Annotated in this window: 18 protein-coding genes; 8 read left to right on the top strand and 10 right to left on the bottom strand. The window is 58.5% G+C overall.

Annotated features, from left to right (window positions below; genetic code table 11):
• Positions 1-20: 20 nt before the first annotated feature.
• A complete protein-coding gene (metC, locus tag SP68_RS03510) occupies positions 21-1208 on the top strand; it encodes a cystathionine beta-lyase (protein WP_022064944.1) in 1188 nt (395 codons plus the stop codon).
• A 131-nt stretch (positions 1209-1339) separates the two neighbouring features.
• A complete protein-coding gene (gene yghB / locus SP68_RS03505) occupies positions 1340-1999 on the top strand; it encodes a DedA family general envelope maintenance protein YghB (protein ID WP_004205217.1) in 660 nt (219 codons plus the stop codon).
• Between the two features lie 49 nt (positions 2000-2048).
• Here the strand turns inward: yghB and SP68_RS03500 are convergent, their stop codons facing one another.
• Positions 2049-2948 (bottom strand): AraC family transcriptional regulator, encoded by a 900-nt coding sequence (locus SP68_RS03500; RefSeq protein ID WP_012967218.1) that lies wholly within the window; start codon positions 2946-2948, stop codon positions 2049-2051.
• Between the two features lie 196 nt (positions 2949-3144).
• Here SP68_RS03500 and yqhD point away from each other — a divergent pair, with 196 nt between their 5' ends.
• The gene (gene yqhD / locus SP68_RS03495) at positions 3145-4308 is read left to right on the top strand and encodes an alcohol dehydrogenase (RefSeq protein WP_008806500.1); all 1164 of its coding nucleotides are present in this window, start codon (positions 3145-3147) and stop codon (positions 4306-4308) included.
• Between the two features lie 146 nt (positions 4309-4454).
• Entirely contained in the window at positions 4455-5282 is an 828-nt protein-coding gene (gene dkgA, locus SP68_RS03490; RefSeq protein WP_008806502.1) for a 2,5-didehydrogluconate reductase DkgA, read from the top strand.
• Positions 5283-5368: 86 nt separating this feature from the next.
• On the opposite strand, the gene SP68_RS03485 is transcribed toward dkgA, so the two are convergent.
• The 6 genes from SP68_RS03485 to SP68_RS03460 all read right to left on the bottom strand — a co-directional run bounded on the left by SP68_RS03485 (position 5369) and on the right by SP68_RS03460 (position 13835).
• Entirely contained in the window at positions 5369-7642 is a 2274-nt protein-coding gene (locus SP68_RS03485; protein WP_012540546.1) for a YgiQ family radical SAM protein, read from the bottom strand.
• A 33-nt stretch (positions 7643-7675) separates the two neighbouring features.
• Positions 7676-9088 carry a cell division protein FtsP gene (ftsP, locus tag SP68_RS03480; RefSeq protein WP_008806504.1) on the bottom strand — a complete coding sequence of 471 codons (1413 nt, stop codon included), beginning with the start codon at positions 9086-9088 and terminating at the stop codon, positions 7676-7678.
• An 83-nt stretch (positions 9089-9171) separates the two neighbouring features.
• On the bottom strand, positions 9172-9909 hold the full coding sequence (gene plsC, locus SP68_RS03475) for a 1-acylglycerol-3-phosphate O-acyltransferase (RefSeq protein ID WP_008806505.1): 738 nt from the start codon (positions 9907-9909) through the stop codon (positions 9172-9174).
• Between the two features lie 191 nt (positions 9910-10100).
• Positions 10101-12359, bottom strand: a complete 2259-nt coding sequence (parC, locus tag SP68_RS03470) for a DNA topoisomerase IV subunit A (RefSeq protein WP_008806506.1) — start codon at positions 12357-12359, stop codon at positions 10101-10103.
• Between the two features lie 121 nt (positions 12360-12480).
• Positions 12481-13350 carry an AraC family transcriptional regulator gene (locus SP68_RS03465; protein ID WP_008806507.1) on the bottom strand — a complete coding sequence of 290 codons (870 nt, stop codon included), beginning with the start codon at positions 13348-13350 and terminating at the stop codon, positions 12481-12483.
• Positions 13351-13427: 77 nt separating this feature from the next.
• A complete protein-coding gene (locus SP68_RS03460; RefSeq protein ID WP_008806508.1) occupies positions 13428-13835 on the bottom strand; it encodes a YgiW/YdeI family stress tolerance OB fold protein in 408 nt (135 codons plus the stop codon).
• A 149-nt stretch (positions 13836-13984) separates the two neighbouring features.
• Here SP68_RS03460 and qseB point away from each other — a divergent pair, with 149 nt between their 5' ends.
• The 4 genes from qseB to SP68_RS03440 all read left to right on the top strand — a co-directional run bounded on the left by qseB (position 13985) and on the right by SP68_RS03440 (position 17074).
• A complete protein-coding gene (qseB, locus tag SP68_RS03455; protein ID WP_008806509.1) occupies positions 13985-14644 on the top strand; it encodes a quorum sensing response regulator transcription factor QseB in 660 nt (219 codons plus the stop codon).
• Positions 14641-15990, top strand: coding sequence for a quorum sensing histidine kinase QseC (gene qseC / locus SP68_RS03450; protein WP_040968872.1), 1350 nt, complete (start codon positions 14641-14643; stop codon positions 15988-15990). Before qseB ends, qseC begins: the two co-directional genes overlap by 4 nt.
• Positions 15991-16096: 106 nt before the next feature.
• Complete coding sequence (locus SP68_RS03445) at positions 16097-16678, top strand: NAD(P)H-dependent oxidoreductase (protein WP_008806511.1); 582 nt, start codon at positions 16097-16099, stop codon at positions 16676-16678.
• 81 nt (positions 16679-16759) lie between these two features.
• Entirely contained in the window at positions 16760-17074 is a 315-nt protein-coding gene (locus tag SP68_RS03440; protein ID WP_022064945.1) for a putative quinol monooxygenase, read from the top strand.
• Positions 17075-17146: 72 nt separating this feature from the next.
• Here SP68_RS03440 and parE read toward each other — a convergent pair whose 3' ends face one another.
• The 3 genes from parE to cpdA are packed head-to-tail and all read right to left on the bottom strand — an operon-like array spanning position 17147 to position 20475.
• Entirely contained in the window at positions 17147-19042 is a 1896-nt protein-coding gene (parE, locus tag SP68_RS03435; RefSeq protein ID WP_008806513.1) for a DNA topoisomerase IV subunit B, read from the bottom strand.
• A gap of 30 nt (positions 19043-19072) precedes the next feature.
• Positions 19073-19648, bottom strand: coding sequence for an esterase YqiA (gene yqiA / locus SP68_RS03430; RefSeq protein WP_008806514.1), 576 nt, complete (start codon positions 19646-19648; stop codon positions 19073-19075).
• Positions 19648-20475 (bottom strand): 3',5'-cyclic-AMP phosphodiesterase, encoded by an 828-nt coding sequence (gene cpdA / locus SP68_RS03425; RefSeq protein ID WP_008806515.1) that lies wholly within the window; start codon positions 20473-20475, stop codon positions 19648-19650. Before cpdA ends, yqiA begins: the two co-directional genes overlap by 1 nt.
• Positions 20476-20492 lie beyond the last annotated feature (17 nt).

The raw sequence follows: 20492 nt of genomic DNA, 5'->3' as shown, positions 1-20492 counted from the left end.
ATAAAAACAGGTTCATCAACATGGCTGATAAACATCTTGATACCGCGCTGGTCAACGCCGGACGGAGCAAAAAATATACCCAGGGCTCAGTGAACAGCGTGATCCAGCGCGCGTCATCGCTGGTTTTCGACACCGTAGAGGCCAAAAAGCACGCCACCCGCAATCGGGCCAACGGCGAGCTGTTCTACGGGCGTCGCGGCACCCTGACCCACTTCTCGCTGCAGGAAGCGATGTGCGAGCTGGAAGGCGGCGCCGGCTGCGCCCTCTTCCCCTGTGGCGCGGCCGCGGTGGCCAACACCATCCTGGCGTTCGTCGAACAGGGCGACCATGTGCTGATGACCAATACCGCCTATGAGCCAAGCCAGGATTTTTGTACCAAAATTCTCGCTAAACTCGGCGTCGCCACCAGCTGGTTCGATCCCCTCATCGGCGCCGATATTGCCCAACTTATTCGGCCGGAGACCCGCGTGGTGTTCCTTGAATCGCCTGGCTCCATCACCATGGAAGTGCATGATGTGCCAGCGATTGTCGCCGCCGTGCGTCAGGTCGCGCCGGAAGCGATTATCATGATCGATAACACCTGGGCGGCGGGGATCCTGTTCAAAGCGCTGGATTTTGGCATCGATATTTCTATTCAGGCAGGTACCAAATACCTGATCGGCCATTCCGACGCCATGGTCGGCACTGCGGTGGCGAACGCGCGCTGCTGGCCGCAGCTGCGTGAGAATGCCTATCTGATGGGACAAATGCTGGACGCCGATACCGCCTATATGACCAGCCGCGGCCTGCGCACCCTGGGCGTGCGCCTGCGTCAGCATCATGAAAGCAGCCTGCGCATCGCCGAGTGGCTGGCGCAGCATCCGCAGGTGGCGCGGGTCAACCACCCCGCCCTGCCCGGCAGTAAAGGCCATGAGTTCTGGAAGCGCGATTTTACCGGCAGCAGCGGGCTGTTCTCGTTTGTGCTCAACAAGCGTCTCAACGACGCTGAGCTGGCAGCGTATCTCGACAACTTCAGCCTGTTCAGCATGGCCTACTCGTGGGGCGGCTTTGAATCGCTGATTCTGGCCAATCAGCCGGAGCAAATCGCTCACATCCGACCGGATGCGGAAGTCGACTTCAGCGGCACGTTGATCCGTTTGCACATTGGTCTCGAAAATGTTGACGATCTGCAGGCGGATTTAGCAGCGGGCTTCGCGCGTATCGTGTAAAGTGACAGTCAGTGGCAACAATAGCGGACGCTTTTTAGCAAAGCGGCCGCTTTTGTTGCGCCCGGGATCAAGGTGCTCGGGTCTCTTCAGGAGTACACTAGTCAACAATACGGTACCACTTAGGAAAGTCCATGGTTGTCATTCAAGAGATTGTCGCCGCGTTGTGGCAACATGATTTTGCCGCATTGGCGAACCCTCACGTTGTGGGCGTTGTATATCTGGTTATGTTCGCCACCCTGTTTCTGGAAAACGGGCTGCTGCCCGCGTCCTTTTTACCGGGGGACAGCCTGCTGCTGCTCGCCGGCGCGCTGATTGCTAAAGGCGTCATGGACTTTGTGCCCACTATCGCCATTCTGACCGCCGCCGCCAGCCTCGGCTGCTGGTTGAGCTATGTGCAAGGGCGCTGGCTGGGCAATACGCAAACGGTGAAAGGCTGGCTGGCGCATCTGCCGCATAAGTACCATCAGCGCGCCACCTGTATGTTTGATCGCCACGGCCTGCTGGCGCTGCTCGCGGGCCGCTTTCTGGCATTTGTCCGCACCCTGCTGCCAACCATGGCGGGGATTTCCGGCCTGCCGAACCGCCGCTTTCAGTTCTTCAACTGGCTGAGCGCCCTGCTGTGGGTTGGCGTGGTCACGGGTCTCGGCTATGCGCTGAGCATGATCCCGTTTGTGAAGCGCCATGAAGATCAGGTCATGACCTGCCTGATGATCCTGCCGATTGCTCTGCTGCTGGCGGGCCTGCTCGGCACGCTGTTCGTGGTGATCAAAAAGAAATACTGCAGCGCCTGACGGCCACCTGCCGGGGGGCCTGCGCCCGCCCGGCTTGCCCTTCCCGATATTACATGCCCTGCATCGTGCGAATTCGTGCGGCATCTTCCCCGGGCGTCATACCGAAGTAGCGCTTAAACTCGCGGCTGAACTGCGAAGGACTTTCATACCCCACCCGCATCGCCGCCGCGCTGGCCTTCATGCCATCATGGATCATCAGCATGCGCGCCTTGTGCAAACGGTAGGTTTTCAAATACTGCAGCGGTGAAGTACTGGTCACCGATTTAAAATTATGGTGAAACGCCGAGACGCTCATATTCGCCTCTGCCGCCAGCCGATCGACGCTCAGGTTTTCAGTGTACTGGCTCTCGATGTGTTTCAGCACGCGACTTATCAAACTGAAATGGGTCTGTCGGCTGACCAACGCCAGCAGTGCGCCGCCGCAGGGGCCCGTCAGCACATAGTAGAGGATTTCACGGATAATCTGCTTGCCAAGAATGCGCGCGTCCAGCGGACGATCCATGACGTCGAGCAGCCGTTCGGCAGCGCACAAAATATCTTCGGAAAGCACTGCCGAATTTATTCCGCTGGAGGCGACGGCGGGCTGAAACAGCGGATCCTCGCCAATATCCATCAGTAGTTCCTGCAGCTGCAGGATATCGACGTTCAGACGCATCCCGGCGAGGGGCACCTCCGGGGTGGCAAAGGTTTCGCATTCGAAGGGCAGCGGCACGGTCAGCAGCAGATATTCATTTGTGTCGTAGCGAAAAGTCCGCTCATTGATATAACCAATTTTATGGCCGGAAAAGAGAAAAACGATCCCCGGCTGATACATCACCGGCGTCCGGGTACCCGGCTGCGTCCCATACAGCAGGCGGACGTCAGGCAGCAGCGAACTTAACAGTTCGTGCTTATCTTTCAGCTGGTTAATCTTCTCTGTCAAAATCTGGCATATCTGTGCGTGTTGCATTGCCACCGCCTCTCCCGATGTTTCTTCACCCATACATTGTGCGCAGGCTGGCGAGAATTCTCCAGCCACATGGAGAAATAGGCAAGACATCGGCAGAAATGTGCATTGAGGGTCAACGGCGCCAGGACCACAATAACCGTCATCTGGCAGCGGTATCGTCCCTGTCGGCGGTTTTACTCTTTTGAGGACACTAGCAATGAATAATTTTGACCTGCATACCCCAACCCGCATTCTGTTTGGCAAAGGCGCGATTGAAAAGCTGCGTGAACAGATCCCGGCGGAGGCTCGCGTACTGATCACCTACGGCGGCGGCAGCGTGAAAAAAACGGGCGTCCTGGATCAGGTACTCACCGCCCTGAATGGCCTGGATGTCCTTGAATTTGGCGGCATCGAGCCGAACCCGTCTTACGAAACTCTGATGAACGCCGTGAAGCTCGCCCGTGAAGAGAAGGTCACCTTCCTGCTGGCGGTCGGCGGCGGTTCAGTACTGGATGGCACCAAGTTCATCGCCGCGGCGGCCCATTACGACGCCGCTATCGATCCATGGGAAATTCTGGAAACTTACGGCAGTAAGATCGCCAGCGCCATTCCAATGGGTTCGGTTCTGACTCTGCCAGCGACCGGTTCTGAATCAAACAAAGGGGCGGTGATTTCGCGGAAAACCACCGGCGACAAACGCGCGTTTATGTCTTCGCACGTCCAGCCACAGTTCGCGATCCTCGACCCGGTTTACACCTACACTCTGCCACCGCGCCAGGTCGCCAACGGCGTGGTTGACGCCTTCGTCCATACCGTTGAACAGTACGTCACCTACCCGGTTGACGGCAAAATTCAGGACCGTTTCGCCGAAGGCATTCTGCTGACGCTGGTGGAAGATGGCCCGAAAGCGCTGCAGGAGCCAGAGAACTACGACGTGCGCGCTAATATTATGTGGGCGGCGACTCAGGCGCTGAACGGTCTTATCGGCGCTGGCGTACCGCAGGACTGGGCGACCCATATGCTCGGCCACGAACTGACGGCGATGCATGGTCTGGATCACGCCCAGACGCTGGCTATCGTGCTGCCGGCGCTGTGGAATGAGAAACGCGATACCAAGCGCGCGAAGCTGCTGCAGTATGCCGAGCGCGTATGGAATATCACCGAGGGCTCCGAAGAACAGCGTATCGATGCCGCTATTGCCGCAACCCGTAGTTTCTTCGAGCAGATGGGGGTGCCGACCCGCCTCTCCGATTACGGTCTCGACGGTAGCTCCATCCCGGCGCTGCTGGCGAAACTGGAAGAGCACGGCATGACCAAACTGGGCGAACATCAGGATATCACCCTGGACGTCAGCCGCCGTATTTACGAGGCTGCTCGCTAATTTAACCCCCGCCTGATTCACCTCTCCTTACGTTAAACAAACGTCGGGGAGAGGTGTTTTTACTACCGTTTTTAGCTATTTCGTCCAGACTTAATGCTACCCCTCGGCGGATTCTGCCTCGCCGAGTTCATTAACAGGAGGAAGGCATGACACATCCAACCGTTATAAAACTACACGACGGCAACCTGATGCCGCAGCTGGGTCTCGGCGTGTGGAAAGCTGGCAACGAGGAAGTCGTCTCCGCCATTCATAAGGCGCTGGAAGTCGGTTATCGCTCTTTTGACACCGCCGCCGCGTACCAAAATGAGGCCGGCGTCGGCAACGCGCTGCACAGCGCAGGCGTCAATCGCGATGAGCTGTTCATCACCACCAAGCTGTGGAACGACGATCAAAAACGGCCGCACGAGGCGCTGAAAGAGAGCCTCAGCAAGCTGAAGCTCGACTATGTGGATCTCTACTTAATCCACTGGCCGGTGCCGGCGATCGGCCATTACGTCGAAGCCTGGCAGGCGCTGATCGAGCTGCAGCAGCAGGGGCTGGCGAAAAGCATCGGCGTGTGTAATTTCCAGGTCCCGCATCTGCAGAAGCTGATTGATGAAACCGGCGTCGCACCGGTGATCAACCAGATTGAGCTCCATCCGCTGCTGCAGCAGCGTCAGCTGCATGCCTGGAACGCCACCCACAAGATCCAGACCGAATCCTGGAGCCCGCTGGCCCAGGGCGGTAAAGGGGTGTTCGATCAGAAAGTCATCCACCAGCTCGCCGATAAGTACGGCAAAACGCCGGCGCAAATCGTCATCCGCTGGCATCTTGATAGCGGTCTGGTGGTGATCCCGAAATCAGTGACGCCGTCGCGTATCGCGGAAAACTTTAACGTCTGGGATTTCCGTCTCGACAAAGACGAACTCAGCGAAATCGCGAAGCTGGACCAGGGCAAGCGTTTAGGGCCCGATCCGGATCAGTTTGGCGGCTAACATATAAAAAAGCCGGATAGCGCTGACGCCTATCCGGCTCTCTAACTGGCCCGGTCAGCAAAGCGCTACCGGGCACAACATCAGGCTTAACGCCCGGCGACTTTACCGCGTTTGACCGGTTTTTTCGCCGTCGTTTCACCGTTAGAACGCTGATGTACAATCGGCGTGTGCTTGGTCAGCGCCGGACGGGTATGGCGGTTCTGGCGACGCGCTTCGCGCATCTCATCCAGCGTCGGGGCAGGCACCAGGCAGTCGCGGCGTGAGCCAATCAGGTGCTTTTTACCCATCGCCTCCAGCGCCTGACGGATCAGCGGCCAGTTTGCCGGATCGTGATAGCGCAGCAGCGCTTTATGCAGACGGCGCTGTTTATCGCCCTTCGGCACCACCACCTCTTCGCTCTTATAGCCAATCTTGCCCAGCGGGTTCTTGCCGGTGTAATACATAGTGGTCGAGTTCGCCAGCGGCGACGGATAGAAGTTCTGCACCTGGTCGAGACGGAAGCGATGTTTCTTCAGCCACAGCGCCAGGTTCACCATATCTTCATCGCGGGTCCCCGGGTGAGCGGAGATAAAGTACGGGATCAGATACTGTTCTTTACCCGCCTGCTTCGAATAGGTATCAAACAATTCTTTAAAGCGGTCGTAGCTGCCCATCCCCGGCTTCATCATCTTCGACAGCGGCCCCTCTTCGGTATGCTCCGGGGCGATCTTCAGATAGCCGCCGACGTGGTGGGTCGCCAGCTCTTTGATATAGCGCGGATCTTCGACGGCGATGTCATAGCGTACGCCAGAGGCAATGAGGATCTTCTTAATGCCCTTCAGCTCACGGGCGCGACGGTAAAGATTGATCGTCGGCTCATGGTTGGTATCCATGTGCGGGCAGATATCCGGGTAGACGCAGGAGAGACGGCGGCAGGTCTGCTCGGCGCGTGGCGATTTGCAGCGCAGCATATACATGTTGGCCGTTGGTCCGCCGAGATCGGAGATCACCCCGGTAAAGCCGGGCACCGTGTCGCGAATGGCTTCGATTTCATTAATGATCGAATCTTCTGAACGGCTCTGGATAATGCGCCCTTCGTGCTCGGTGATTGAGCAGAACGAACAGCCGCCGAAGCAGCCGCGCATGATGTTGATCGAGAAACGGATCATCTCATACGCCGGGATACGCGCGTCGCCGTAAGCAGGATGCGGCACACGCTTGTAAGGCAGCGCGAAGACGCTGTCCATCTCTTCAGTCGAGAGCGGGATTGCCGGCGGGTTGATCCAGATATAGCGTTCGCCATGCTTTTGCATCAGCGCCCGGGCGCAGCCGGGGTTGGTTTCATGGTGCAGAATACGCGAAGCGTGAGCGTACAGGACCTTATCGCCTTTCACCTTCTCGAAGGAAGGCAGCAGCACATAGGTCTTTTCCCACGGTTTGGGCCGCGGCGGCTGCACGGTGATGCTTTTGGCTTCCTGCTTTTTCGGCGCAACCGGCTTGTTATCGGCACACGGCAGATCCTCACCGTACGGATGCGGGATCGGGTCAATTTTGCCAGGCGTATCCAGGCGGGTGGAATCGACGCCGCTCCAGCCCGGCAGCGCCTCTTTCACCATGATCGCGGTATTGCGCACATCGCGGATCTGGTCGATGGTTTCGCCCATCGCCAGGCGATGCGCGACTTCCACCAGCGGACGCTCGCCGTTGCCGAACATCAGCATATCGGCCTTGGAGTCCACCAGCACCGAGCGGCGCACGGTATCGGACCAGTAATCATAATGCGCGGTACGGCGCAGGCTGGCCTCGATGCCGCCAAGGATCACCGGCACGTCTTTCCACGCCTCTTTACAGCGCTGGGTGTAGACCAGGGTGGCGCGGTCCGGGCGTTTACCCGCCACGTTGCCGGCGGTGTAAGCATCGTCATGGCGCAGCTTACGGTCGGCGGTGTAGCGGTTGATCATCGAGTCCATATTGCCCGCGGTCACGCCGAAGAACAGGTTCGGCTTACCCAGGCGCATAAAGTCGTCTTTGCTGTTCCAGTCCGGTTGGGAAATGATCCCCACCCGGAACCCCTGCGCTTCCAGCATACGGCCGCAGATGGCCATCCCGAAGCTCGGGTGGTCGACGTAGGCGTCGCCGGTCACCAGAATAATGTCGCAGCTATCCCAGCCAAGTTGGTCCATCTCTTCACGCGACATCGGTAAAAATGGCGCAGGGCCAAAACAGGCAGCCCAGTATTGCGGCCAGGAAAAAAGGTCACGATCCGGTTGGATCAGGGATATTGCGCTCATATTGCTTCCGGGGGAAATGATAAAAAAATAACCAAAAGGGCGTGGATTATAAGCCGGAATGATAGTGGAAATGAAGGAGGATTTTCTCAAACCCTGACCGTGTTCCGGCCAGGGTTGAAGAGATTACGGCGCGGGATTCACCAGCATCTGGCCGATCGAGCCGCGGTCGGCAAGCTCCAGCGTCTGGCTCAGATACTGGAACGGGAAGTGCGGCCACGACGGCTGAGCATAGTAGACCAGCAGTTCAACCTGCCCGTCGACCCACACGGTGTCCTTCCAGCCGCGATCTTCCGGGAAGGGCGACGAGCCGTTGACGTTACGGATCTGGAACATCACCCCTTCAATATGGAACGACTGCGGGCGGTCGGCGCGCACCGTCCAGCGCTCCCAGGTCCCCTGTTGCGCCGTGATATCGATACGCTGCGGATCCCACAGCTGGCCGTTGATGCCCGGATCGTCGCCAAGGGTGATATCCCGGCTGCGGATCGGCGTGCCGGAGAGCAGTTCGGTCGGCAGCAGACGCACCGGCAGACTGTCGGTGACCAGCGGCAGCAGCCCGGTCGGCCGCAGGGTCAACACCAGCGTGGAGACCAGGATGCTTGACGGTTCAAAAAAGCCGCGGATACGGTCGACAATACTCGCCGCTTCTCCGCAGGTAATGGACACTTCATCGCCGTTGGTCATATCGACCAGAATTTCACGCCGTTCCCCCGGCCCCAGCGACAGCTGCTTGAGCGAGACCGGCGCCGGCAGGAACCCCTGATCCCCGGAAATCACATGCAGCAGTCGGCCATCGCTCATCTGCAGCTGATAGCGCCGGGAGTTGGAGGCGTTCAGCAGGCGCAGGCGCACCCAGCCGCGCGACACTTCGACATAGGGGCTCTGCACGCCGTTAACCAGCAGCGTATCGCCAACGAAGCCGCCGCTCCCCGGTTCGCTATATTCCGGCGTGCCGAAGTTATCCAGCCGCTTGTCCTGAATAATCACCGGGAAGTCATCAACGCCGTAGTGGTTAGGGATTGGCAGGTTCTTGCTGACCTCATCTTCCACCAGCCACATGCCGGCCAGGCCGTTGTATACCTGCTTCGCCATCCGGTTCGGCGTGTTGGCCTGATACCACAAGGTGGCAGCGCTCTGGCGGATAGGCAGCACCGGCGCCCAGTCGGCGTTCGGCGACATCATACGCGCCGCGCCGCCGATCAGCGGGCCAGGCACCTGCAGACCGCGGATGGTCATCGCGACATTCTCAGTCAGACGGTTGCTGTAGATAAGCTTGACGTCGTCCCCGCTCCAGACGCGGATCGTCGGCCCCATGTAGCGGCCATTGATCCCCCAGACGGGGGCGCGAGTGCCTGGCGTAAACGACCAGTGCGAACGCTGCAGCGTCAGAAACAGCGGCTGACCGCGACGCGATTCCAGCAGCGGCGGAACCGGCAGCGCAAGCTGCTGGCCGGCGGCATGGGCTTTCAGCGGCGCGGCGCCAGCGCACAGCGCTACGCCGGAAGCCTTAATAAACTGACGCCGACTGAGTGACATATTAACTCCATGACATACTGACAAATGAAAAAGGGAATTCGTTTCCCGCCAGCAATACGCGCGCGTTGGCGGCGTTTCCTGTCTTATGACTTTTTAGCCGCTTCGCGCGCGGCCACTTCGTTGTCCAGCTCAGCAATTTTGGCGGCCATCAGCTCGCGGCAATGCGTCGCCAGCGCGCGCACGTTGTCTTTACCGAACTGGCTGGTATCCACCGGCGGCAGCATCTCAACAATCACCAGACCGTTGTTCCAGCGGTTGAGCTTAATTTTGTTCGATGTGTTGGACACGCACACCGGAATAATCGGCACTCCGGCGGCGATCGCCGCGTGAAAGGCGCCGGTTTTAAAAGGCAGCAGGCCGCGGCCGCGACTGCGGGTCCCTTCCGGGAACATCCAGAACGAAATTTTACGCTTTTTAAAGGCATTCACCACTTCAGCAATGGTGCCATGCGCTTTGGTTCGGTTATTACGGTCAATCAGCAGGTTGCCCGTCAGCCAGTAGAGCTGGCCAAAGAACGGGATCCACAGCAGGCTTTTTTTACCTACGGTGACCGTCGGCGGCTGCACGATGTTCGACGCCGTCACCATATCATAGTTGTTCTGGTGGTTAGCGATGTAGATCGCGTTGCCATAGCTTTCCGCATCAGCAGGTTTGCGCAGTTCCACCTTCAGGCCAAATACCGGAGATAAGCGGCCAAACAGATGGCCGAAAGTGGCAACATGTTTTGGATTACGCGGGCTGAACAAGCAGTACAGACAGCCAAGTATGCACACCACGATGCAATAAATGACCACGAAAATTACTCGAAAAATGAATAGCATAGCTACCTCTAAAACCCAAACCGCTTAGAATTATTCGCTGCTGACAGAAGGCAGGCTCATCAGTTCTGCGCAGGCCGGGACCGTTCTTCCTGGGTCCCTGGTGATGGACATTGTTAATCGCAACGCCTGAATAAACAACGATTTTGCGGCATTTTTTCGCCTCCTCCCGTCAAAGACGGGAGGAGTGGCGTTTACTCTTCACTATCGCCTGCCGCGGCGCGGCGCGGCGAGTCGATTTCAACACGGTCGATCTTCTGCAGCCCGCGCATCAGCGAACCGCGGCGACCACGCTCGCCGGTGACTTTTTGCAGCTCTTCCGGACGCAGTTTGATTTTCCGTTTGCCAACATGGATGGTGAGCGTGCTCTGCGGTGGCAGGATAAACAGATGCGCCAGGCCATCCTGCCCGGCGGCGGCTTCCGCCGCAGGAATGCTGATAATTTTGTTGCCCTTGCCTTTCGACAGCTGCGGTAGATCGCTCACCGGGAACATCAGCATCCGTCCGGCTGCCGTGATGGCCAGCAGCATATCGGACTCGTCCTCAATCACCAGCGGCGGCATCACGTGCGCGTTGTCAGGCAGGGTGATCAGCGCTTTACCGGCACGGTTGCGCGCCACCAGATCGTTGAAGGTGCAGACAAAACCGTAGCCCGCGTCGGAAGCCATCAGCAGCTTACGATCGTCGCTTTCCATCAGCATATGTTCCACGGTCGCCCCCGGCGGCAGAGTCAGCTTACCGGTAAGCGGCTCGCCCTGGCCACGCGCGGAAGGCAGGGTAATCGGATCGATGGCATAGCTGCGCCCGGTGGTATCGATAAACACCACCGGCTGGTTGCTCTTGCCTTTCGCCGAGGCCTTCCAGCTGTCGCCCGCTTTATAGCTCAAGCCCTGAGCGTCGATGTCGTGCCCTTTGGCGCTCCGCACCCAGCCCATCTGCGACAGAACGATAGTCACTGGCTCAGACGGCTGCATATCATGCTCGCTCATCGCTTTCGCTTCTTCACGTTCGTGAAGCGGCGAGCGGCGTTCGTCACCGAAAGCATCGGCATCAGCCTGCAGCTCTTTTTTCAGCAGGTTGTTCATTTTACGCTCAGAAGCCAGAATCGCCTGCAGCTGGTCGCGCTCTTTTTCCAGCTCGTCCTGCTCGCCGCGGATCTTCATCTCTTCCAGTTTGGCGAGGTGGCGCAGTTTTAATTCCAGAATCGCTTCCGCCTGGGTTTCGCTGATGCCAAAGCGCGACATCAGGGCTGGCTTCGGTTCATCTTCGGTGCGGATGATCTCGATCACTTCATCGATATTGAGAAACGCCACCAGCAAACCTTCAAGGATATGCAGGCGCTTAAGCACTTTCTCTAACCGATGGTTCAGACGGCGACGCACGGTATCGCGACGGAACACCAGCCACTCGCTGAGGATCTCCAGCAGGTTTTTCACCGCCGGGCGTCCGTCGAGGCCGATCATATTGAGGTTGATGCGGTAGCTTTTTTCCAGATCGGTAGTAGCAAACAGGTGGTTCATCACCTGTTCCATATCCACCCGGTTGGAGCGCGGGACGATCACCAGACGGGTCGGGTTTTCGTGGTCCGATTCGTCGCGCAGATCGTCAACCATCGGCAGCTTTTTATTGCGCATCTGCGCCGCAATCTGCTCCAGCACTTTGGCGCCGGAAACCTGGTGCGGCAGCGCGCTAATCACCACCGCGCCGTCCTCTTTGCTCCACACCGCGCGCATGCGCACTGAGCCGCGTCCGTTCTGGTAGATTTTGCGAATTTCCGCCCGCGAGGTGATGATCTCCGCCTCGGTCGGGAAATCCGGCCCCTGCACGATATCCAGCAGTTCGTCGAGAGTCGTTTTCGGCTGCTCAATCAGGGTAATAGCCGCTTTGGCCACTTCACGCAGGTTGTGCGGCGGAATATCAGTGGCCATACCCACCGCGATGCCGGTGGTGCCATTAAGCAGGATGTTCGGTAGACGCGCAGGCAGCATTTTCGGCTCCTGCAGCGTCCCGTCAAAGTTTGGTACCCAGTCGACCGTTCCCTGTCCCAGCTCGCTGAGCAGCAGTTCAGCATACTTCGACAGGCGGGACTCGGTGTAACGCATGGCGGCGAAGGATTTCGGATCGTCCGGCGCACCCCAGTTTCCCTGCCCGTCTACCAGCGGGTAACGGTAAGAGAACGGCTGCGCCATCAGCACCATCGCTTCATAGCAGGCGCTGTCGCCGTGCGGGTGATATTTACCCAACACGTCGCCGACGGTGCGGGCGGACTTTTTGAATTTCGCGCTGGCGTTCAGCCCCAGCTCGGACATCGCGTAGACGATGCGACGCTGGACCGGTTTTAAGCCATCGCCAATAAACGGTAATGCCCTGTCCATGATCACGTACATGGAGTAGTTCAGGTAAGCATTTTCCGTAAATTCATGCAGCGCAAGGCGCTCTGCCATATCGCTCATTAATCGTGGATCCTCAATCTGGGTACCGACCGTTCGGACGGCAAAACTACCCGCGATAATACCCGATCTCACGCCCTGAGTCACAGGCCGTGAGATCGGCTGAGGATTCCGTCACGCTTAATCAGGCCAGCGGCAGATAAATATCGGTTTGCAGTTCATGCTCAGCCACCTCATGGACAAAATTGAGGTAACGGAAGTACACCGGAAAATCCCGTAACGTCTCGCCTGACGCGGGTAACCAGTCGCGATAGAGAAACCAAACGCTGTTCGCCAGCGTGTCCAGCGAGCCGTGATGGCGCACGACGGCGCAGCGTCCGCCGGGGATTTCGCCGTTAATCACGCCAAAGGCGTTTTCACCGACCGGCCCAGCGACCGTACCGCAGATATCAAAACGAAATGCCTCCTGCGGGGTGGTCTGCGGATCGTCCCAGGCGATACCCCAGGTATCGCTGGTGGCGACGGGCGATAATCCGCTCGTCTTACGCCAGGCGATAAAACGCGCGGCGGTGGTGTTGACAAGGTCCGGGCTGCCGCGATGTTGCAGTACGGCTATCCGGGTGGTGGGGAAGGAAATGATATTGACGTCCATCGACGTTTGCTCCTGTAGCGTATGTTTCGGTACGCGTCGATGCCACTCGGCCCAGTCCGGTTGCTGACGGAATTGGGTCGGGCTTTGGTCAAACGCGGTACGGAAGGCACGACTGAACGACTCCGCATTCTGAAATCCGGCATCAAGGGCAATATCGATGACTTTATCGCGGGGGTTGAACGCCAGGCGCCAACAGGCGCGTCGCAGACGCAACCACTGAATATACCGGTACAATGGAATGCCGGTATAAGCGCTAAATTGCCGGTGAAAATGGTAAGGCGAACTGTGCGCTATCGCGCTCAGCGCCTCCAGCGACAGCGGCTCATCAAGATGGCGCGCAATGTACCTACAGACACGCTGGAAGCGCCCGACATACGCCGGGCTGGCCTTAATATCGTTCATCGTCTCCTCCTCGCGACATACTCTGACAGAGCGAGGATCGCGATGCCTGACCGATCTTGCGCTTATCTGACGAAGACTTATGGCGCGATTTTACGGATCTGTTTAACGTCGATTTCTACTGAGTTCCAGTCCTTATCGACTTCCCCCTGAATTTCTACTGTGTCCTGCGGGCCGACGGTCACGCCGTTCCAGCGCTTGTGGTCGATATCGACATTGATCACCCCGGAAGCATCCTGGAATTTATACAGATCGTCAGAAATGCGCTCGGTTATCTTGCCGCGCAGGGTCACCCAGGTATCGTCCCGCAGCGATTTGGCATTGGCGACGGTGGTCACCGCGCCGCTCGGGCCGGTGAATCCGCCAGCCTGCGCTGTGGAACTGACCTGCGTGGTCGAAGAAGGACCGGTAAACCCGCCCTGTTCGGCAGCCAGCACCGGCATGGAAACCAGGGCAACGATCGCGGTCATCGCAGCAATTTTCTTCATGATGTGTTCTCCCTTCGTGTTGATATGGCTCCTATTACGCCCGACAAAACTTAACGACTTCTTAAGCGGAAAAAAGAAATTTTAATGCTGTACATCACCCGCTTCAACGCGGTTTACTGCGCAAAGAAACAGGATCGTCGGAGGGAAACATGCGCATATTACTGGTGGAAGATGACAAGCTGATCGGCGACGGCATCAAAGCCGGGCTGAGCAAAATGGGCTTCAGCATTGACTGGTTTACCGCCGGGCTGGAGGGCAAAAATGCCTTATATAGCGCCCCCTACGACGCCGCAATCCTGGATCTCACCCTCCCCGGCATCGATGGCCTCGATATTCTGCGCGAATGGCGGGACAAGGGCCGCCATGAGCCAGTGCTGATCCTTACCGCCCGCGATGCGCTCAGCCAGCGAGTGGAGGGGCTACGGCTCGGCGCCGATGACTATCTGTGCAAGCCTTTCGCCCTGATTGAAGTGGCGGCGCGCCTCGAAGCGTTGATCCGTCGCGCGCACGGCCAGAGCAGCAGCGAGCTGCGCCACGGCAAGGTGAGCCTCGACCCGAACCGCTTAACCGCCAGCCTCGACGGCGAGAGCCTGGTGCTAAAGCCGAAAGAGTTCGCCCTGCTGGAACTGCTGCTGCGTAACGCTGGTCGCGTACTGCCGCGCAAGCTTATCGAAGAAAAGCTCTACACCTGGGACGACGAGGTCTCCAGCAACGCCGTGGAAGTTCACGTCCATCATCTGCGCCGCAAACTCGGTAGCGGATTTATCCGCACTGTCCACGGCATCGGCTATACCCTGGGTGACGCATGAAACGACTTGCCCGCCTGAGCCTGCGCGTCCGTCTGACGCTGCTGTTTGCTGTGCTGACCGCGGCCGCCTGGGGCGTCGCCAGCATGATCGCCTGGCAGCAAACCAGCAAAAAGCTGGATAAGCTGTTCGATACCCAGCAGTTGCTGTTCGCCCGCCGCCTGAGCGCCATGCATTTCGATGAACTCCGCGCCCCGCCCGAATCGCTCGGTGAAAAGAAAAAGGTGCGGCATGGACACATCGACGACGACGCGCTGGCGTTCGCCATCTTCACCCGCGACGGCACCATGGTGCTCAACGACGGCGAGAACGGGGAGGATATCCAGTGGAACTCGCAGCGCGAGGGGTTCAGTGATGGCTATCTGCGCGGCGATGATGACGAGTGGCGCTTCCTGTGGTTAACCACTGCCGATGGTCGTCATCGCATCGTCGTCGGTCAGGAGTGGGATTATCGGCGCGAAATGGCGATGGATATCGTGACCTCGCAGCTCACCCCGTGGATGATCGCCCTGCCGCTGATGTTCGTGCTGCTTATCGTGCTGTTAAGCCGCGAACTGGCGCCGTTGAAAAAGCTGGCGCGCACGCTGCGCCTGCGCGCGCCGGACTCAGCGGAATCGCTCAGCGTGGAGAAGATCCCCTCCGAAGTCCGCCCGCTGGTCGAGGCTCTGAATCAGCTGTTCCAGCGCACCCATGACGCCATGCTGCGCGAACGTCGGTTTACCTCTGATGCCGCCCATGAGCTGCGCAGCCCGCTGGCGGCGCTGAAGGTACAGACCGACGTCGCCCAGCTCTCTATGGACGATGCAGAAGGACGTGAGAAAGCGCTGGCCCAGCTCCACCAGGGGATCGATCGCGCCACCCGGCTGGTCGATCAACTGCTGACGCTGTCGCGGCTGGACTCACTCGCCCAACTGGACGACGTGCAGCCGGTCGCCATCGACGACCTGCTGCAGTCGGCGGTCATGGAGATGTATCACCATGCGCAGCAGTCCGCCATTGAACTACGCCTACACCTGAATGCCAGTCATATCGTTCACACCGGCCAGCCGCTGCTGCTCAGCCTGCTGGTGCGCAACCTGCTGGATAATGCCGTACGCTATAGCCCGCGCGGCAGCCAGGTTGATATCACCCTCAACGCCCGCGAGTTTCGGGTGCGTGATAACGGCCCAGGCATTAGCCCGCAGGCGCTGGCGCGCATCGGCGAGCGTTTTTATCGCCCGCCGGGGCAGGACGCGCCGGGCAGCGGCCTGGGCCTGTCTATCGTCCGACGCATCGCCTCGCTGCACGGCATGCAGGTTGATTTCGCCAACGCGCGCGACGGCGGCTTCGAAGCCCGCGTGTACTGGTAGCGAGATTATTGCTCATTTGGCAAAAGACTTTGCACATTTTGCTCATTTTACTGCCCCGCTTCGCGGGGTAAGATCATCGGCAAATTTTCAAGATTGAGGACAAATGATGAGCAACATCCTGATTATCAATGGCGCAAAAAAGTTCGCGCACTCGAATGGCCAGCTGAACGACACCCTGACCGAGGTCGCGGAGAGTTATCTGCGCGACGCCGGGCACGATGTTAAAAGCGTTCGCGCCGAAAGCGAGTACGACGTAAAAGCAGAAGTGCAGAATTTCCTCTGGGCCGATGTGGTGATCTGGCAGATGCCGGGCTGGTGGATGGGCGCCCCGTGGACGGTGAAGAAATATATGGATGATGTCTTTACCGAAGGCCACGGCTCGCTGTACGCCAGCGACGGTCGTACCCGCTCCGACGCCAGCAAAAAATATGGCTCCGGCGGCCTGGTGCAGGGGAAAAAATATATGCTCTCCCTGACCTGGAACGCGCCGATGGAAGCCTTCACCGACGAAGACCAGTTCTTCCACGGCGTCGGCGTTGACGGCGTTTACCTGCCGTTCCATAAGGCTAACCAGTTCCTGGGAATGGAAGCGCTGCCGACCTTTATCGCCAACGACGTGATTAAAATGCCTGATGTCCCACGGTATATCGCAGAATATCGCAAGCATCTGGCGGAAATTTTTGGTTAACTACAGGTCTACGCTCTACATATTTCGAGTTATTCGAACCTGGAGTATGACGAGATACACACAGAAGGAGTTGAGTTAACCATGTTAACAGTGATTGCAGAAATCCGTACCCGCCCGGGCCAGCACCATCGTCAGGCGGTTCTCGATCAGTTCGCGAAAATCATTCCGACCGTTTTGCAGGAGGCCGGCTGCCACGGCTATACGCCGATGGTGGATCATGCCGCCGGCGTCAGCTTCCAGACCACGGCCCCCGACTCTATCGTCATGGTGGAGCAGTGGGAAAGCGTCGCGCATCTTGAAGCGCACCTGCAAACGCCGCACATGAAAGCCTGGTCGGAAGCGGTCAAAGGCGATGTGCTGGAGACCACCATCCGTATCCTGCAGCCTGGCGTCTAAGCCCGCCGACGCAGTCGTGAAATGAAAAAGGGAGCCTGAGGCTCCCTTTTACGTCAGGCGCAGCGTACAGACTTACACTTCCAGATCCGCCATATCGCCCTTCTCCTGCAGCCAGTTGCGACGGTCTTCGGAACGCTTCTTGGCCAGCAGCATGTCCATCATCGCCGTGGTCTGCTGCTCATCCTCATCGCTGATCACCAGTTGCACCAGCCGGCGGGTATTCGGATCAAGCGTGGTTTCCCGCAGCTGCATTGGGTTCATCTCACCCAGACCTTTAAAGCGCTGGACGTTTGGCTTGCCCTTCTTACGCTTCAGCTGCTCCAGCACGCCGGTTTTTTCTTCTTCCGTCAGCGCGTAGTAGACCTCTTTACCGAGATCGATACGGTACAGCGGCGGCAGCGCGACGTAGACGTGCCCCTCTTTCACCAGGGTACGGAAATGTCTCACAAACAGCGCGCACAGCAGGGTGGCAATGTGCAGGCCATCGGAATCGGCATCCGCCAGAATACAAATTTTGCCGTAGCGCAGCTGGCTTAAATCATCGCTATCCGGGTCAATACCAATCGCCACCGAAATGTCGTGCACTTCTTGCGAAGCTAACACTTCATCGGACGAGACTTCCCAGGTATTCAGGATCTTGCCTTTCAGCGGCATGATCGCCTGATATTCGCGATCGCGCGCCTGCTTGGCAGAACCGCCCGCCGAGTCCCCTTCGACGAGGAACAGCTCGGTGCGGTTCAGGTCCTGGGCGGTGCAGTCTGCCAGCTTACCCGGCAATGCCGGACCGCTGGTCAGCTTTTTACGCACCACTTTCTTGGCGGCGCGCAGACGACGCTGGGCGCTGGAGATAGCCATCTCCGCCAGCAGTTCGGCAGCCTGTACGTTCTGGTTCAGCCACAGACTGAAGGCATCTTTCACCACGCCGGAGACGAACGCCGCGCACTGGCGCGACGACAGACGCTCTTTGGTTTGCCCGGCGAACTGCGGATCCTGCATTTTCACCGACAGCACGTAGGCGCAGCGATCCCAGATATCTTCCGCTGACAGCTTCACGCCGCGCGGCAGGATATTACGGTATTCGCAGAACTCGCGCATCGCATCCAGCAGTCCCTGACGCAGACCGTTAACGTGCGTCCCGCCCTGCATGGTCGGGATCAGGTTGACGTAGCTTTCGGTCAGCAATTCGCCGCCTTCCGGCAGCCACAGCAGCGCCCAGTCCACGGCTTCCGTCTCGCCGGAGAAGGTGCCGACGAACGGTTTTTCCGGCAGCAGCGGCAGGCCGTTTACGGCTTCGCACAGGTAGTCGTTAAGGCCATCGGCATAGCACCAGCGCTGCTCGCTGTCGTTGACCTGATCGCGAAACACGATTTCCACGCCGGGACACAGCACCGCTTTCGCTTTTAACAGATGGGTCAAACGCGAAACGGAGAAACGCGGGCTGTCGAAGAAGCTTTCGTCCGGCCAGAAATGGACGCTGGTCCCGGTATTGCGTTTGCCACAGGTACCAGTGACGTGCAGATCTTCTACTTTTTCACCGTTTTCAAAGGCGATGCTGTAGACCTGACCGTCGCGACGAACCGTTACCTCTACGCGTTTTGACAGGGCGTTGACCACCGAGATCCCCACCCCGTGCAGGCCGCCGGAAAACTGGTAGTTTTTGTTGGAAAACTTACCGCCCGCGTGCAGTCGGCAGAGGATCAGCTCAACCGCCGGCACCCCTTCTTCCGGGTGAATGTCGACCGGCATGCCGCGCCCGTCGTCAATGACTTCCAGGGACTGGTCGGCATGAAGGATAACTTCCACGCGTTTGGCGTGGCCTGCCAGCGCTTCATCGACACTGTTATCAATAACTTCCTGACCAAGATGGTTAGGACGGGTGGTGTCGGTATACATGCCCGGACGGCGGCGCACCGGCTCTAGCCCGGTGAGTACCTCAATGGCATCAGCGTTATATGAAGATTGCGTCATGGTGTGTATTCGTAGGTCGTTCAGGGCCGTTTAGCACAGGCCGAGAAATTCGATAATCTGAGTGAAATGATCGTCAAAGCCGACAAATGCGTGATTACCGCCCTCCTCCACCGTTTGCCGGCAGGAGGCGTAGTAATGAACGGCCTGGCGGTAATCAAGCACTTCATCCCCGGTCTGCTGCAGCAGCCAGAGTAAATCCGGCGCTTCAAGCGGGTCGATTTGCATGACCTTGAGATCGTAAATATGGCGAGACTCTAGCACATATTGCTGCCCGGTGTATGGATTCTCATTGTGGCCGAGAAAATTGTTCAGCAGTTCAAACGGGCGCACCGCCGGGTTGACGACCACCGCCGGCACCATAAAGCACTGCGACAGCCAGGTCGCGTAGTAGCCGCCCAGCGACGACCCCACAACCCCGAGTGGCTCGCCGCCATGCTCCAGCACAATGGATTCCAGCAGCTCTGCCGTTTCAGCCGGATAAGGCGGCAGCTCCGGTACCACCATGGTGATGTCGGGGTGCTGCTGCGACAGCCAGGTCTTTAACGCCATCGCCTTCGCCGAGCGCGGGGAACTGTTAAAGCCGTGCAGATAAAGAAGCGTCGCCATCAGTAGCCTTCTGAAGCAATATCCGGGTGGAACTCGGCGCCTTCCAGGCGGCACACTTCGGTGGTCAGCGTCCCGTCAGGATGCAGCTCCAGCCAGCGCCAGCCGGGTGAGACGGTATCCAGAGTGAAATTGGCGCAGTGTGGTTTGAACTGGACGCAGGTCGACGGCGTCGCCATCATGCGCCGGCCATTCCAGTCCAGATCCAGCTCCTGATGAATATGGCCGCACAGCAGATGTCTCACCCGCGGCCAGGCGCTCAGCGCGCGGTCCAGCGCGCCAGCGTTGCGCAGGCTGTGTTGGTCCAGCCAGCTACAGCCAGCAGGCAGCGGATGGTGGTGCAGCAGGAGTAAGGTATAACGCTCCGGCGCTTCTGCCAGCTTGTGTTCGAGCCACTCCAGCTGGAAGTCGCTCAGCTCGCCATGGGGAACGCCAAACACCTGGCTGTCCAGCAGCAGGATCTGCCAGTGGTCGCCGAGAAACACGCGCTTGGCGGGTGAAATGCCTGACGCCTGCAGCGTACTGTACATCGCCGGCTGGAAATCATGGTTACCCGGTAGCCAGACGCAGGGTGCAGCAAAACTCGCGATACCCTCAGCAAAATGCTGATAGGCCGCGGAGGAGTGGTCCTGCGCCAGATCGCCTGTTGCGACAATCAGATCGCATGGACGCTGTGAGGCATGAATAGCCGACAGTACGGCCTGATAACTTTCCCAGGTATTAATGCCTAACAACGTTTCATGTTTTTCAGCAAACAGGTGAGTATCAGTAATTTGTAAGATCCTGACTCTGGCCTCACCAGCCAGAGGTAGGTTTAACAGGCTTTCCAAATGGTGTCCTTAGGTTT

Source organism: Klebsiella variicola (assembly GCF_000828055.2).
GTDB lineage: Bacteria > Pseudomonadota > Gammaproteobacteria > Enterobacterales > Enterobacteriaceae > Klebsiella > Klebsiella variicola.
The sequence above is the reverse complement of the archived record's forward strand: the minus strand, read 5'-3'. Positions and strand labels throughout refer to the sequence as shown.